Below are 15,456 nucleotides of genomic sequence, written 5' to 3' on the forward strand. Positions count from 1 at the left end.
CTCTGCGGACACAATTTTCTTATCTTACTTCTATCTTTCTGCCGGTATTACGAGCACGGAACAATCAGCATGCCTCAGCACGTTATGGCTTACGCTTCCGAGGAAGAGTTCCGCTATGAATCCGCTGCCCTGACTTCCCATGACGATCAGGTTCACATCAGATTCGCTTACGATGTTCCTTATCTCCCTGTATGCGTTGCCCCGTCTCATCAGGGTATCGACCTGGATATTGGAATTCACCTCAAGTTCCTCTTTCATATTTTTGAGAAGCTCCATCCTGCCTGCATCCTCACTGTCCTTCGTTTCGATGTATTCCTTTATCAGCGAAGGGCTGTCAGTCTCCGTGAAGTATCTGTCCTGAGACACGTGTACAATGCTGACCTTCTTGAGGCTTCCTGCCAGGTCCTTCAGCATTGCGTAAGCATGGTCTGCGTTAATGGAGAAGTCAGTCGGGAACAGGACATGATTAGTGAACTCGCACCTTACAGCTACAGAATCATCCATATCCTCGCCCTTTGTCATCCTTACCACAAGGACAGGGACCTTTGAATAGTGAACCAGGTCGTTGGCTACTCCACCGAAGAGAAGGTCTGTCGCTAAAGTATGCTTTGCTGCTCCGACAACGATGAGTGAAGCCCCTTCTTCCTCTGCAGCATGGATGATCGCTCTCTTGAGAGGTTCCGGACTAAGCTTCGTGCTTACCACGAAACCCTTGCCTTCAAGGTATGACTTCTGCTGGTTCAGGTCATCCTGCATCTTGCTTGTGTCCAGTGGGATCGGCATGATGGTAGTCTCAGATTCAGGGATGTAGCTGCTTTCAACGAGCATTGCCTCCTTAACTCCTAATGCAGCAAGTCCTGAAATGCACTCAAGCAGTGAAAATGCTGCCTTCGAGTAGTTTGTTCCAACGATTATCTTGTCAAACATACAAATACCTCCTCCGGTGCATATTCCTTTATTTTCATGATATCCTATAAAAATATTCATTTTGTGAAGCAAATTGACATAAGGTGTAAATAATATGTTGCAATTCTGTATATGCATACTCTGAAGCTGACCTGAGGCTACGCTGTTGGGATGATGGAAAGGAAAGGCTCCGCTGAGTAAGCGGAGCCAGATGCTAAAGGTTATATTCATATTGTGATGTTCTGTTCCTGTACCACCATTTTCCTGAGCCTGACTTGATGAAGGTATCAAGCTCATCAGGTCCGTCGCTTCCGATCCCGTAGCCGCTTGGGACCACGTTGTCCTTTGCGTGTCTTAATATGGAGTCAATGTAGCTCCAGGTAAGCTCAAGCTCATCCCATCTTGTGAATCTGGTGGAATCACCGGTCATGGCGTCAAGTATGAGCTTCTCGTATGAGTCTGGGGAGTTGAAGAGATAAAGGCAGCTCTGGCAGTAGTCCATCTCCGCCTGGACCATCTCATCGATGACACCCGGCTTCTTTACAGAAAGGTGGAGGGTTATGCCTTCATCAGGCTGTATCTTTATCTCAAGGATGTTTGGCTCCTGCTTTATGTCTGAAGCCAGCGATGCCATTTTCCTGAACTCTATGGTTACCTGTGCGGTCTTGTTCCTGAGTGCCTTTCCTGTAAGGAGATAGAAGGGGACGCCGCGCCATCTGTCATTGTCTATCTGTACCTTCGCCGCGACTAGTGTCTCGGTCATTGAATCCTTTGGAACCTTGTCCTCGCTCCTGTAGCCTTCATACTGGCCGAAGAGGAGGTTCCCTTCCGGGCATTCAGCGGTACAGTCCTTAAGTGCCTGGAACACCCTTACCTTCTCATCCCTGACATCATCAGGGTCAAGTGATCTCGGCGGTTCCATTGCGGTTATCGCAAGGAGCTGCAGAAGATGGTTCTGGACCATGTCCCTTGTCGCCCCGGTATGGTCGTAATAGCCTCCTCTTGTCCCCACGCCTTCCTTCTCAAGGACAGTTATCTGCACGTTGTCTATGTGGCTTCTGTTCCAGATGGATTCGAAGATCGAGTTCTGGAACCTCAGCATCATTATGTTCTGTATCATTTCCTTGGCCACATAGTGGTCGATCCTGTAGATGCTCTTTTCCGGAAACACCCTTGATATGGAGGCGTTTAAAGCTGTTGCGCTTTCGAGGTCCTTTCCGAAGGGCTTCTCTATGACGAGCCTTCTCCAGCCGCTGCCTGCTGTTATCCCGCTTGCTTCGCAGCTGTCAACTATCTTCCCGAAGTAGTCAGGTGAAACTGCGAGGTAAAAGAGCCTGTTTTCAGGCTTTCCTTCCTTTTCCCTTTTGTTCAGGAATTCTGAAAGGGAGTCATAGTCCTTCTGGCTGTCGAAATCAAGGGTGAAGTATTCAACCCTTTGGGCAAGGTCGTTGAAAAGCTCCTCCGTGAATGACCTGGAGGAGTATTTCCTGACAGATTCTCTCAATTCATTCCTGTACTCTTCAGTTGTCTTGTATTTTCTTCCGACTGAAATCACGTTAAGCCCTTCGGGAAGGAACCCGTTGATGTCCAGCTGGTAAAGCGCCGGAATCAGCTTCCTGTGGGTAAGGTCGCCTGTACCGCCGAATATGACCATTGTATTTGAATTATTCTTCATTTGTCTTATCTCCTGTCTCTTAGTGCTTCTCTTGTCTAGAAATTATATCATATGCTGATGCTGCCGACCCCGAGAGGTTTATGAACGTTTTGAAAATCTGAGTCAATCAGGATGCAAGTGACATTCCGGTGATTGATATATTTTTTTCGTTGGGACTGAGTCTGAAAACCTTTTTTGGGAACTTGAGGTTTCTTATGCTATAATGTAAATTAGTTCGAGGTGAAGCAATGAGTATGGAAATGAACCTGAAGTTGACCCAGGAGCAGAAGCTTGTAATGACCCAGGAGATGCAGCTGTCCATAAGGATACTGCAGATGTCGAGCGTTGAGCTTCTTGATTATCTGGAAAAGGAATATCAGGAGAACCCTGTCCTGGATACGGAAATGCCTGACGAAGTGCCAAGGGATACCACACAGGAAATAGACTACAAGTCCCTTCTGAAGTATCTTGAGTCAGACAACTATTCCGGAAGTGAAGTACAGGATTATGACAAGGATGAGGTGTCGCCTCTAAATTTCGTGTCCAAGGAAGAGACGCTGTCTGAGTATCTTACGGACCAGATTAGGGTACTCGACCTTGACAGCCTCACTGAGGCCATAGCGGAATTCATAATCGACTCGCTGGATCCCAAGGGGTATTTCTCCGATCCTATAGATGAAATAGCTGAGCTACTCAATGTCACGACAGATGACGTCATGAAGGCTCTTCTTGTTGTGCAGTCACTGGAGCCAGTAGGCATAGGTGCCAGGGACCTCAAGGAATGCCTGATGCTGCAGCTTGAGAGGAAGGGGCTCGCCACTCCTGCTCACAGGGAGGTCATCCAGAACCATCTTGATGATTTTGCCGAAGGCAGGACCGCTTCCATAGCCAAGTCACTGAAGCTTACCCCGGGAGAGATCCAGGACATAATGGATGACATAAGGGTCCTTGAACCCAAGCCATCCAGAGGCTTTGCAGACGGCAGGGGTTCTTCATACATAATCCCTGATGGAAGCGTCAGGATCGAGAACGGTGAGATAATGCTTGAGATGAACACCGAATTCATTCCAAGGCTGAAGATAAGCAAGGCATGCCGGGACCTTATGAACTCCAGTGACCATAAGGACGCCCATGAGTATCTTAAGGACATGATGAACAAGGCCCTGTTCGTATTGAAGAGCGTGGACCAGAGGAAGGATACGGTTAAGACTGTAATTGAAGCTGCAGTGAACAAGCAGAAGGAATATTTCGTAAAGGGTTCGGATTTCCTGAAGCCAATGACTATGAAGGATATTGCCGAGGATCTTGGCGTCCATGAATCCACCATATCCAGGGCCATAAGGGAGAAGTACATAACCACACCCAAGGGGACCATCAGGGTCAAGGACCTCTTCAAGACAGCTGCAAAGGGCTCCAATACAGAGGTAGCCACTGACTATGTGAGGGACAGCATCCAGAATATGATAAAGGGTGAAGATGCAAGGAGCCCTCTTTCAGACCAGGCGATAACTGATGCCCTGAACGCATCAGGCATAGACATAAAGCGAAGGACCGTAGCAAAATACAGGGAAGAACTTGGAATAAGGTCATCATCAAAACGAAAAAGAATCTAGGGAAGGGACAGTGAGTTAATTGTTAATAGTTAATTCACAGGTCTCTTCGTTTTTTTACATAAAATATGTTTCAAATGGCGCGGCAGTGGAGTATAATAGCAATGTGGGACAAAAAAGTTCTGCATGGGACATAAAACGTCCAAGGGAGGGTCGGGATTGGAGAATCTAATGAAGGTCCAACAGAAGATCGTACCCGAAGCGGTGGAACTCCTTGAGAGACGATACTTGATGATGAGGACTATCTTCAACTGCCAGCCGGTAGGAAGAAGGCTTCTTGCCCAGAAGCTGGGACTCGGTGAAAGGCTCGTAAGGGCTGAGATTGATTTTCTGAAGGCACAGGGGCTAGTCACCGTATCAGGTCCGGGAGTGAACCTGACCGGTGACGGTGAAGGACTGCTGGCGGTGCTGAAGGAATTCGTTTCAGAGATCAAGGGTCTTGACGAGATCGAGGAGATCCTTAAGAGGGAGCTTCATTACAAGAGGGTCATAATAGTCCCGGGAGACCTGGATGAGGACCCTAACGTGAAGAGCGAGCTCGGAAGGGCGGCGGCGAAATACGTTGCTGGAATACTCAGGAAGGGTGACATAATCGCGCTGACCGGTGGGAGCACGATAAGGGATTTTGTGGATTCGTTCCCGAAGAAGGACGAATACGGTGACCTCACCATAGTGCCTGCAAGGGGAAGCATGGGAAAGGACATCGAGATCCAGTCCAACACGTTAGTGGCGTCCCTTGCTGAAAAGCTTGGTGCCTCATACCGGCTTCTCAATGTTCCCGACAACATGAGCGAGAGGACGCTGGAGGCTGTGCTGGAGGAATCCGAGATCAGGGAAGTTGTCTCTACCATCAAGAAAGCCAATGTAATCATCCTCGGAATCGGCCGTGCAGACGTCATGGCGAAGCGCAGAGGGCTTGGGCCTGAAGATATTAACAATTTGATAACTTTGGGAGCACGAGGTGAAGCCTTTGGGACTTATTTCGCCCGTAATGGTAAAATAGTAAAGAAGGCAGCTGCGGTGGGACTCAGCATAGACGATTCACTCAAGGTCAAGGACCTTGTGGCGGTGTCCGGCGGAACGTCAAAGGGAGATGCGATAGCTGCGGTAAGGTTCGCGGGCGAGAACGCGGTGCTGGTCACTGACGAGGGAGCCGCAAGGGAAATAATCAAGGCGTTAAAATCCAAAAACAAGGATTTAACATAAATAAACAGTTTTAGGAGGAATTCAATGATGTCAGAGGTTAGAGTTGGAGTTAACGGATTCGGCAGGATAGGAAGACTTGCGTTCAGGGCAGCCCTTGAGAACCCGGAGGTTACAGTTGTAGGTGTCAACGACCCATTCATCGATCTTGACTACATGGTTTACATGCTTAAATACGATTCGATACACGGACAGTTCAAGGGTGAGGTTTCCATCGAGACAGAGACTAACTCACTCATCGTCAACGGTGAGAAGGTCAAGGTATTCGCTGAGAAGGATCCTAACAACATAGCATGGGGAAGCGTCGGAGCTGACTACGTACTTGAGTGCACAGGCGTGTTCACAACAATAGACAAGGCTTCAGCACATTTCACAGGCGGAGCGAAGAAGGTAGTTATATCAGCTCCATCAGCAGATGCACCGATGTTCGTAATGGGCGTAAACAACAAGACTTACACACCAGACATGAAGGTCGTTTCAAACGCATCATGCACAACAAACTGCCTTGCACCTCTTGCAAAGGTATTACATGAGAAGTTCGGAATAATTGAAGGACTCATGTCGACTGTTCACTCAACTACAGCAACACAGAAGACAGTTGACGGACCTTCGAACAAGGACTGGAGAGGCGGAAGAGCGGCTTCAAACAACATAATCCCTTCATCCACAGGAGCTGCTAAGGCAGTTGGCAAGGTAATACCTGAGCTTAACGGAAAGCTCACAGGAATGTCATTCAGGGTTCCAACCCTTGACGTATCTGTGGTTGACCTTACTGCAAGACTTGAGAAGTCTGCAACCTACGAGGAGATCAAGGCTGCGATGAAGGAAGCTTCAGAGGGCGAGCTCAAGGGAATACTTGGATACACTGAGGACGAGGTTGTATCAACTGACTTCATCCATGATCCAAGGACAAGCATATTCGACGCAAAGGCTGGAATATCGCTGAACGACCACTTCGTTAAGCTTGTTTCCTGGTATGACAACGAGTGGGGCTATTCAAACAAGCTCGTTGACCTTGTAAGCTACATTGCAAAGGTAGACGCAGGAAAGTAATCCTTAAGAACTGAATCGAACACCTGGGTCTGGTCCTGTAGTCTTGGCTATTCGGCCAGACCTTTCTAAGGAAAAATATTAAGAGGTGAAACATGAGCTATAACAAAAAGACCATTGAAGACATCGAAGTAAGAGGCAAGAAGGTCCTGGCAAGATGCGATTTCAACGTTCCTCTCAAGGACGGAGTAATCACAGACGAGAACAGGCTTACCGGTGCCCTCCCTACTATCACATATCTCATTGAAAATGGAGCTAAGGTAATACTCACTTCACACCTTGGAAAAGCTAAGGGGCCTGACAAGAAGTACACCCTTCAGCCGGTAGCTAAGAGACTTTCAGAGCTTCTTAACAAGGAAGTCGTATTTGCAGCTGACGACACTGTAGTCGGAGAGAATGCAAGGGCTGCGGTTGCGGCAATGAAGGACGGTGACGTGGTTCTCCTTGAGAACACAAGGTTCAGGCCAGAAGAGGAAAAGAATGCGGATGCATTCTCACAGGAGCTTGCTTCCCTTGCTGACGTGTTCGTGAATGATGCGTTCGGATCAGCCCACAGGGCTCACTGCTCCACAGAAGGAGTAACAAAGTTCCTTGATACTGCGGTTGCGGGATACCTTATACAGAAGGAGCTCAAGTTCCTGGGTGATGCCGTTGACAATCCTACCAGACCTTTCGTAGCGATACTCGGCGGAGCGAAGGTTTCGGACAAGATTAATGTCATCAACTCCCTCCTTGACAAGGTCAACACCCTTATCATAGGCGGAGGCATGGCATATACATTCCTTAAGGGACAGGGCTATACCATCGGTACTTCCCTGCTTGAGGCAGACAGGGTGGATTATTCCAAGGATATGCTGAGGAAGGCAGAGGAGAAGGGCGTTAAGCTTCTTCTGCCGGTAGACAACATAGTCGCGGACAAGTTCTCATCTGATGCGGCACCTGTAGTCACAGAGGACCAGAACATACCTGACGGCTTCATGGGGCTTGATATCGGACCCAAGACAGCAGCACTCTATGCCGATGCAATAAAGGATGCCAAGACTGTAGTATGGAACGGACCTATGGGGGTATTCGAGTTCGAGAACTTCGCGAAGGGCACAGTTGCTGTTGCCAAGGCAATGGCTGATGCTGACGCAGTAACAGTAATAGGCGGAGGAGACTCTGCAGCTGCTGTAAACATACTTGGATTCGGAGACAGGATGACCCACATATCGACAGGCGGCGGAGCTTCACTGGAATTCCTTGAAGGCAAGGAACTGCCGGGTATCGCTGCACTGAACGACAAATAAAGGAGCGGACAGATGAGAAAACCGATAATTGCAGGAAACTGGAAAATGCACTATACGGTGGAAGAAGCCGTCAAGGTTGCAAAGGAACTCAAGGGTCTGGTTAAGGGAGCATCAGCTGACGTTGTCATTTGCGCTCCGTTCATACAGCTTCCGGCACTTGTTGCCGAGCTGAAGGGCTCAAATGTCAAGGTTGGAGCCCAGAACATGCATTTCGAGGAAAAGGGAGCCTACACAGGCGAGATCTCACCTGGAATGCTTGAAGCGCTTGGCGTTGACTATGTTGTGATCGGCCATTCCGAGAGAAGGCAGTATTTCAACGAGACTGACGGCGACATCAACAAGAAGCTTAAGAAGGCATTCAAGCACAGCTTGACACCGATACTCTGCGTAGGCGAATCACTTGAGCAGAGGGAAGCGGGAACAACCGAGGAAGTCATAAGGGCTCAGGTCGTTAAGGATCTTGAGGGACTTTCAGCTGATGAGGCTAAGGAAGTCGTGATCGCCTATGAGCCAATATGGGCGATAGGCACAGGAAAGACAGCTACAAGCGAACAGGCAAATGAGACCATAGCTGCAATAAGGAAGATGGTTGCAGATATATTCGGAGCCGAAGTCGCAGATGCGGTAAGGATCCAGTACGGCGGTTCAGTAAAGCCTTCCACGATCAAGGAGCAGATGGCGATGTCTGACATCGACGGCGCACTTGTCGGAGGAGCTAGCCTCCTTGCGGATGATTTCGCAAAGATAGTAAATTTCGGAGTTTAAGCGGAGCCTGATGCACCGCATGAAACTCTTCTAAGCGGCTATTTTCGCCGCTATTATGGAGGTACATATGAAGACACCGGTAATGCTTATGATCCTAGATGGATTCGGGCTTACAGACAGGGTTGAAGGCAATGCCGTGAAGGCAGCTAAAAAGCCCAATTTTGACTACTACTGGGAGAACTATCCCCATACCACGCTGAGCGCATCAGGACTTGCAGTCGGACTTCCCGAAGGACAGATGGGAAACTCCGAGGTAGGCCACATGAACATCGGCGCAGGAAGGGTAATCTACCAGGAACTTACAAGGATAACCAAGGAAATCCTTGATGGGGACTTCTTTACGAACGAAGCACTCAACCAGGCTGTTGACAATGCCCTTGCAAAGGGCAGCGACCTTCACCTTCTGGGACTTCTCTCAGACGGAGGAGTGCACAGCCACATAGACCACATCAAGGCTCTTGTGAAGCTTGCAAAGGACAAGGGACTTGACAGGGTATATGTGCATGCGTTCATGGACGGCAGGGATGTATCTCCGACATCAGGCGCTGGCTTCGTAAGGGAGCTTGAGGCTGCGATGGCTGAGATAGGGGCCGGAAAGATAGCCACCATCAGCGGAAGATACTATGCAATGGACAGGGACAAGAGATGGGAAAGGGTAAAGCTGGCATATGATGCCATGGTTTACGGAAAAGGCGTGGAGGTCACTTCAGGCGCCGAATACATCGAGAAGTCCTATACTGAGGATGTGACTGACGAATTCATAATGCCATGCGTTGTGATGGACGGTGACAAGCCTACAGCAAGGATCAAGGACAATGATTCGATAATATTCTTCAACTTCAGGCCTGACAGGGGAAGGCAGATCACAAGGGCCATAAACGACAAGGTGTTCGATGGTTTCGAGAGGGAGAACATAGACCTCTTCTACGTGACCATGACCCAGTATGACAAGACCCTTGAGAACGTGACGATAGCCTACAAGCCGGAAAGCTTTGACAACACACTTGGAAAGTACATTTCAGACCATGGTATGCTTCAGCTGAGGATAGCTGAAACGGAGAAGTACGCCCATGTAACCTTCTTCTTCAACGGAGGCATTGAGGCTCCGTATGCGGGAGAGGACAGGATACTGGTAGCTTCACCTAAGGTAGCAACCTATGACCTGAAGCCTGAGATGAGCGCTGACGAGGTTACTGAGCAGGTTGTAAAGGCCCTGGACAACAAGGATTACGGCATGGTCATACTGAACTATGCGAACCCTGACATGGTCGGGCATACAGGAATGATGGCAGCTGTAGTTAAGGCCCTTGAGGACATTGACTGCAACATGAAGAAGGTCATAGACAAGGTGCTTGAAAAGGATGGAACGGTCTTCGTAACCGCAGACCATGGAAACGCGGAACAGCTGATAGACTATGTGACCGGCGGACCCATGACAGCACATACCACCAATCCTGTACCGCTGATATACATAACTAACAATCCGACAAAGTCTCTCAAGGATGGCGGAAGGCTTGCCGACCTGGCGCCTACCATGCTTGAGGAAATGGGCCTTGAAAAGCCGAAGGAAATGAAGGGAACTTCGCTCCTCGCTTGACAAGCCAGGAATTCAATCTATCATAGTAAGAGACTAAATATTAGGAGGAATTAACTTAATGAAGCAGTATGTTGAAATCGTAGACGTAGTAGCAAGACAGATTCTTGACTCCAGGGCATTCCCTACGGTAGAGGTAGAGGTATACCTTGAGGACGGAACAGTAGGAAGGGCTTCAGTACCTTCAGGAGCTTCAACAGGAATGTTCGAGGCAGTTGAGCTCAGAGATGGCGACAAGGCAGTATACAACGGAAAGGGAGTCCTCAAGGCTGTTGACAACGTGAACAACGTTATAGCTTCAGAGCTCATCGGACTCAATGTTTTCGACCAGTCATACATAGACAAGCTCATGATCGAGCTTGACGGAACAAAGAACAAGGGCAACCTTGGAGCTAACGCGATCCTCGGAGTATCACTTGCCGTAGCCAAGGCTGCTGCAAACTCACTTGGACTTCCTCTCTACCAGTATATCGGCGGAGTAAACGCAAAGGTTCTTCCGGCACCAATGATGAACATAATAAACGGCGGATCCCATGCTGACAACAACGTTGACCTTCAGGAGTTCATGGTAATGCCTCTTGGAGCAAAGAGCTTCTCACATGCACTTCAGATGAGCTCAGAGGTATATGCTGCGCTCAAGAGCATACTTAAGGCAAAGGGCCTTGCAACAGGCGTTGGCGACGAGGGTGGATTCGCACCTGACCTCAGCTCCAATGAAGAGGCTATAAAGATAATCATCGAGGCAATAGAGAAGGCTGGCTTCGTACCAGGCAAGGACATATACATAGCCCTTGACCCTGCATCATCAGAGTTCTTCGAGGATGGACTTTACAACCTCAAGAGCGAAGGAAGGAAGCTCACTCCTGCAGAGATGGTAGAGTACTATGCCGGTCTCGTTGAGAAGTATCCTATAATCTCGATCGAAGACGGAATGGCTGAGGAAGACTGGGAAGGCTGGAAGCTCATCACTGAAAGGCTTGGAGGAAAGATCCAGCTTGTCGGAGACGACCTCTTCGTTACTAACGTTGAGAGACTCAAGATGGGTATCGAGAGAAAGACAGCTAACTCGATCCTCATAAAGCTCAATCAGATAGGATCCCTTACAGAGACTCTTGACGCCATCGAGATGGCTAACAGGGCAGGCTACACAGCAGTCATCTCCCACAGGTCAGGCGAGACTGAGGACAGCACAATAGCTGACCTTGCAGTAGCGCTGAATGCAGGACAGATAAAGACTGGTGCACCTGCAAGGACAGAGAGAGTCGCTAAGTACAACCAGCTTCTCAGGATCGAGGAAGAGCTTGATGAAGTTGCTCAGTACAGAGGACTTGACGGATTCTTCAACCTCAAGAAGTAATCTGAAAAAGAAGCTGAAAAGCTGAAAAGTATATCGATCAGGCTCCGGAACTTGTTTTCGGGGCCTGGTTTCTTTTTACATCAAATTCCCACTCGATGCCTTTCTTTCCGGAGGTTTAAAGGGGGGCCGGAATGGATTCTGTATGAATTCTGTAATCAATATTCTCCAACTGAATGATATATTCTAATCAAAGGGATAACGAACTGGAGGGATTTCCATGAAGAAACTTGCTGCATTGATTGCCATGGCTTTTATCTTAGCTGGTGTATCAGGATGCTCATCTGTACCAAAAAACGGATCTGAAGTTCAGGCCAGGGACCTTAAGGTATCGGATAAGACCAGCATGCATGCAGTGCTTGACGTGCCCATGGTAGAGAGCAACATGCTATACTGCGTGACTTTCCAGCTTGCGTGGAACGAGCTCATGGACAATGTGCTGAAGGGAGAAATCATCCTTGAAACGGAGAAGGAGCTTAGCGTAAGGCTAAACCGGAAGATGCAGACAAAGGGAAGCCTTTCTCCTGACGACTACATCGCCATGGTTGGAATGGGCAGGGACGATATAGTAAAGAAGATAAATGATGAGATGGACGGGAAGTTCAGCGAGGAAGACAAGTGGAAGGTCGAATCAGAGGTTGGGCCAGATGATTACCTTGCGTTCGCGTTCCTGAAGAAAGTGCTGGAGTTCGGAACCTCATTTGAGAAGGTTGAGGAAGGACTTGATTTCAAGGGAACGAAGGTCTCATCCTTTGGGATCATGACTGTAAAGGACCCGGAGGTCAGGGAAAAGCTTGTCAAGCAGGTTGAACTGCTCTACTACAGGAATGACAAGGAATTCATCATAAGGCTCAAGGACAAGGAAGGCAAAGAGGAGCTTTACCTTGCCATGCTGCCTGAGGAGGAGACCCTGGAGAAGATGGTCGATAAGGCCAGAAGCCTCGAGGGGCAGGAAATGAAGCTCGGACCATCTGATGTGCTGAACATTCCTGTGATCGCATTCGACATCAAGCACAACTACAAGGAGCTTGAGAACCAGGCTGTTATGAACAGGGGATTTGAAGGTTATTCGATTGGCTCTGCACTGCAGAGGATCGAGTTCGTGCTTAACGAGAGCGGAGCTGTCCTCAAGTCAAAAGCTGAGATAACAATGCCCACATCCATGCCGTTGGAGCCCAAATCCCTGATATTCGACGATTCGTTCCTCCTGTACATGACTGAGGCTGGACAGGCTGACCCGTATCTCGTGGTTTATGTAGATAACTCTGAGATCCTGACGGCAAAGTGAAGATGAGGTGATATAGATGAAGAAGAGATTCATTGCCGGAATAGTGGTTATAGCCGTGGCTGCTTCAGCTGTGGCTTATATGCTCTGGCCGAGGCCGGAGGACAAGCATGAGGTAGTGGCGAAGGTTTTGTCTGAGTCAGACTATACAAAGATGGTACCCGTACTCAACGTACCTCTCGGAAGGGGTAACGTAATATGGTCAGTTACATTCCAGCTAGCCTGGAACGAGCTTGTAGAGAATGTCATCGGCGAAGGTATACTTTTGGAGAGTGAAAGGGCATACAGCACGGAGCTTAACCTTATGAAGCAGAAGAAGGAATCGCTTGACCCGGATGACTATATGGCAATGGTCGGCATGGGCAGGGACGGAATCGTTGAAAAGGTGAATACAGAGCTTGAAAAGAAGTTCGGTGAAGGCGGAAAGTGGAAGGTGGAATCTAAGGTTGACCCTGAGAGCTACCTTGCATATGCGTTCCTGAAGAAGTCCATTGCATTTGCCGAGAACTTTGAAAAGGTGACAAAAGGCCTTGATTTCAAGGGGGTGAATGTCCAGTCCTTCGGTATAATGGAAGAGGGGGATGCGGCAAGAAGAGGCAAGCTGGAAAGCCAGGTTGAGTTACTTTACTACAAGGATGATGAAGAATTCATAGTAAGGCTCAAGGACAAGGATGACAAGGAGGAGCTGTACCTTGCGAAACTGCCGGGAGAGGATACGCTGGAAGCGATGCTCGAAAAGGCAAGGAGCCTTGAGGGGACACCTGCTGCAATGACCAGGTATGACAAGCTTAACGTGCCGGTTGTTGCAATCGACATGAGGAAGGACTACGAGACCCTCATCGGGCAGTACCTTCTGAACAAGGGCTTTGAAAGCTATTTCATTGGAAGTGCCCTGCAGAGGATGGAGTTTGTACTCAATGAAAGCGGTGCAGCCTTGAAGTCCAAGGCTGAGATTGTGCTTGATAAGTCAGTGCCTCCGCCATCGAAGAATCTGATATTCGATGATTCCTTCCTGCTGTATATGGTCGAGAAAGGGAAGGCTGTTCCATACCTCGTGATCTATGTTGATAACGCGGAACTGTTGAATGCCAAATAGCTGAAGAAAGGACAAGACATGGAGGGATAGGCCTGTCTGCTTGGCAGGCTTGTTCATCTTTTGTTAATTTCTTTGTGAAAATCGTGTCTTTTGGTATTGTTTAGAAATCTGATTTGTTATATTATATTTGTTATAGAGTTTGAAATATGTTAAAATGAGTTGTTGATTACAGCTCAGGAGGAATTTATGAACGGTTTCTTGATATTTATTGAATTTGTATTGGCGATAGCCATTATAGCAGTTGTGCTTATGCAGCAGAGCAAATCCGACGGTCTGAAGGGATTTACAGGAGGCGGGACGCAGGAGACATTCTTCAGCAAGAACAGGTCAAGGACTGGAGAAGCCTTCCTAAAGAAAATAACGGTGCTCCTCGCGATACTATTCGCGGTGAACACGATCCTAATGAACATACTATAGGATAACTATGCTGTCTTGCAGGCAGCATTTTATTTTACACCAATTTCGCATCTTTGGAGCAGCCATGGCGATCACCGATATAAAGAACCTGAAGAACTCTTGATATTGAATGAAAGTCATTGCTGCTTCATTTCTATTTTGGAGGGAAGAATGAGAAGATTTGCATTTAAGGTCATGGCAACAATTGCAACTGTATTCCTTCTTTCTGGCTGCAGCGACAAGGAAAAGGTCCCTGCAGGAAAGTTTCCTGAGAAGGAAATAGAGGTACCGGTCAAGGGCGGTACTCTCAAGGGGACGCTGATGGAGCCATCAGGCGCTTCTGGAACCCTTGCCATAATCGTGGCTGGTTCAGGCCCCACTGACAGAAACGGGAACAATCCCCAGGCGGGTGAGAACAACAGCCTGAAGATGATTGCCGAGGCTCTGGCTGAGGCAAAGGTTTCAAGCTTCAGATATGACAAGAGGGGAATAGCAAAGAGCGCTGACCTGGTGAAGAAGGAGGAAGACCTCATATTCACCGACTACAGCGATGACATAGTTCAGATCGCAGCCCATTTCAAGGAGTACAAGAAGATCGTGCTCATCGGTCACAGCGAAGGTGCGATGCTCGCATCAGTCGCCGAGAAGGACCTGCCAGGATTATCAGGCCTTGTGATGGTTGCCGGAATCGGGACTCCTGCGTACGAGACTCTCAAAAGGCAGCTTAAGGCTTCAGGTGAGGACATATACAACAGGTCGGTTCCCATAATCGACAGCCTTACGGGCGGCGAGAAGGTGACGGAAATACCGGCGGACCTCTTCATGCTGTTCAGGCCAAGCGTTCAGCCCTATCTGATATCATGGTTCAGATTTGACCCTTCTGAGGTAATGAAGGGTGTGAAGGCCAGGACATTGATACTTCAGGGTGACAATGACATACAGGTGGGTGTTGAGGATGCAGAGCTGCTGCATGGATCAAAGCCTGACTCGACCATGTTCATAATCCCCGGAATGAACCATGTGCTGAAGGAAGCACCGACAGACAGGGAAGGGAACCTGAAGACCTATTCGGATCCGACCTTGCCCCTTGATACGGAATTTAAGGAAAAACTAATTGATTTTATAAGCGGTTTATAATTAAAATAATTATAGATAAACATGAAAGTAGTATCATATATAAAAAGAAGATACGCTTCAGGACAAAACCTGGCTTACCAGGGGGATACACTTATTTGTAAAAAGGTAAAAAGGTAA

Annotated in this window: 13 protein-coding genes; 11 read left to right on the forward strand and 2 right to left on the reverse strand. The window is 48.3% G+C overall.

Annotation, left to right across the window (positions count from 1 at the left end; translation table 11 throughout):
* Window positions 1-30 precede the first annotated feature (30 nt).
* Together T472_RS11150 and zwf are read right to left on the reverse strand one after the other, a co-directional pair.
* Window positions 31-927 (reverse strand): universal stress protein, encoded by an 897-nt coding sequence (locus T472_RS11150; RefSeq protein WP_023389104.1) that lies wholly within the window; start codon window positions 925-927, stop codon window positions 31-33.
* A 193-nt stretch (window positions 928-1,120) separates the two neighbouring features.
* Window positions 1,121-2,581 (reverse strand): glucose-6-phosphate dehydrogenase, encoded by a 1,461-nt coding sequence (gene zwf, locus T472_RS11155; protein ID WP_023389105.1) that lies wholly within the window; start codon window positions 2,579-2,581, stop codon window positions 1,121-1,123.
* 227 nt (window positions 2,582-2,808) lie between these two features.
* On the opposite strand from zwf, the gene rpoN reads away from it, so the two are divergent.
* The 11 genes from rpoN to T472_RS11210 all read left to right on the forward strand — a co-directional run bounded on the left by rpoN (window position 2,809) and on the right by T472_RS11210 (window position 15,339).
* A complete protein-coding gene (gene rpoN / locus T472_RS11160) occupies window positions 2,809-4,173 on the forward strand; it encodes an RNA polymerase factor sigma-54 (protein WP_023389106.1) in 1,365 nt (454 codons plus the stop codon).
* 156 nt (window positions 4,174-4,329) lie between these two features.
* Window positions 4,330-5,376 carry a sugar-binding transcriptional regulator gene (locus T472_RS11165; RefSeq protein ID WP_023389107.1) on the forward strand — a complete coding sequence of 349 codons (1,047 nt, stop codon included), beginning with the start codon at window positions 4,330-4,332 and terminating at the stop codon, window positions 5,374-5,376.
* A 27-nt stretch (window positions 5,377-5,403) separates the two neighbouring features.
* Complete coding sequence (gap, locus tag T472_RS11170) at window positions 5,404-6,426, forward strand: type I glyceraldehyde-3-phosphate dehydrogenase (RefSeq protein WP_040907432.1); 1,023 nt, start codon at window positions 5,404-5,406, stop codon at window positions 6,424-6,426.
* Window positions 6,427-6,518: 92 nt separating this feature from the next.
* On the forward strand, window positions 6,519-7,712 hold the full coding sequence (locus T472_RS11175) for a phosphoglycerate kinase (protein ID WP_023389109.1): 1,194 nt from the start codon (window positions 6,519-6,521) through the stop codon (window positions 7,710-7,712).
* 12 nt (window positions 7,713-7,724) lie between these two features.
* A complete protein-coding gene (gene tpiA / locus T472_RS11180) occupies window positions 7,725-8,477 on the forward strand; it encodes a triose-phosphate isomerase (protein ID WP_023389110.1) in 753 nt (250 codons plus the stop codon).
* Between the two features lie 67 nt (window positions 8,478-8,544).
* The gene (gene gpmI, locus T472_RS11185) at window positions 8,545-10,074 is read left to right on the forward strand and encodes a 2,3-bisphosphoglycerate-independent phosphoglycerate mutase (RefSeq protein WP_023389111.1); all 1,530 of its coding nucleotides are present in this window, start codon (window positions 8,545-8,547) and stop codon (window positions 10,072-10,074) included.
* A gap of 58 nt (window positions 10,075-10,132) precedes the next feature.
* A complete protein-coding gene (eno, locus tag T472_RS11190) occupies window positions 10,133-11,428 on the forward strand; it encodes a phosphopyruvate hydratase (RefSeq protein WP_023389112.1) in 1,296 nt (431 codons plus the stop codon).
* 217 nt (window positions 11,429-11,645) lie between these two features.
* Window positions 11,646-12,713, forward strand: coding sequence for a hypothetical protein (locus T472_RS11195; protein WP_023389113.1), 1,068 nt, complete (start codon window positions 11,646-11,648; stop codon window positions 12,711-12,713).
* 16 nt (window positions 12,714-12,729) lie between these two features.
* Window positions 12,730-13,806 carry a hypothetical protein gene (locus tag T472_RS11200; RefSeq protein WP_023389114.1) on the forward strand — a complete coding sequence of 359 codons (1,077 nt, stop codon included), beginning with the start codon at window positions 12,730-12,732 and terminating at the stop codon, window positions 13,804-13,806.
* Window positions 13,807-13,992: 186 nt separating this feature from the next.
* Window positions 13,993-14,223, forward strand: a complete 231-nt coding sequence (gene secG / locus T472_RS11205; RefSeq protein WP_023389115.1) for a preprotein translocase subunit SecG — start codon at window positions 13,993-13,995, stop codon at window positions 14,221-14,223.
* A gap of 150 nt (window positions 14,224-14,373) precedes the next feature.
* Window positions 14,374-15,339, forward strand: a complete 966-nt coding sequence (locus tag T472_RS11210) for an alpha/beta hydrolase (protein ID WP_023389116.1) — start codon at window positions 14,374-14,376, stop codon at window positions 15,337-15,339.
* The last annotated feature ends 117 nt before the right edge of the window (window positions 15,340-15,456 follow it).

Origin of the sequence: Youngiibacter fragilis 232.1, from assembly GCF_000495435.3 — a bacterium.
Classification (GTDB): Bacteria; Bacillota; Clostridia; order Clostridiales; family Clostridiaceae; genus Youngiibacter; species Youngiibacter fragilis.

Coding starts and splice junctions, on each gene's coding strand:
- T472_RS11150 (WP_023389104.1), bottom strand. CDS start 927: ATGTTTGACAAGATAATCGTTGGAACAAACTACTCGAAGGCAGCATTT.
- zwf (WP_023389105.1), bottom strand. CDS start 2,581: ATGAAGAATAATTCAAATACAATGGTCATATTCGGCGGTACAGGCGAC.
- rpoN (WP_023389106.1), top strand. CDS start 2,809: ATGAGTATGGAAATGAACCTGAAGTTGACCCAGGAGCAGAAGCTTGTA.
- gap (WP_040907432.1), top strand. CDS start 5,404: ATGTCAGAGGTTAGAGTTGGAGTTAACGGATTCGGCAGGATAGGAAGA.
- T472_RS11175 (WP_023389109.1), top strand. CDS start 6,519: ATGAGCTATAACAAAAAGACCATTGAAGACATCGAAGTAAGAGGCAAG.
- tpiA (WP_023389110.1), top strand. CDS start 7,725: ATGAGAAAACCGATAATTGCAGGAAACTGGAAAATGCACTATACGGTG.
- gpmI (WP_023389111.1), top strand. CDS start 8,545: ATGAAGACACCGGTAATGCTTATGATCCTAGATGGATTCGGGCTTACA.
- eno (WP_023389112.1), top strand. CDS start 10,133: ATGAAGCAGTATGTTGAAATCGTAGACGTAGTAGCAAGACAGATTCTT.
- T472_RS11195 (WP_023389113.1), top strand. CDS start 11,646: ATGAAGAAACTTGCTGCATTGATTGCCATGGCTTTTATCTTAGCTGGT.
- T472_RS11200 (WP_023389114.1), top strand. CDS start 12,730: ATGAAGAAGAGATTCATTGCCGGAATAGTGGTTATAGCCGTGGCTGCT.
- secG (WP_023389115.1), top strand. CDS start 13,993: ATGAACGGTTTCTTGATATTTATTGAATTTGTATTGGCGATAGCCATT.
- T472_RS11210 (WP_023389116.1), top strand. CDS start 14,374: ATGAGAAGATTTGCATTTAAGGTCATGGCAACAATTGCAACTGTATTC.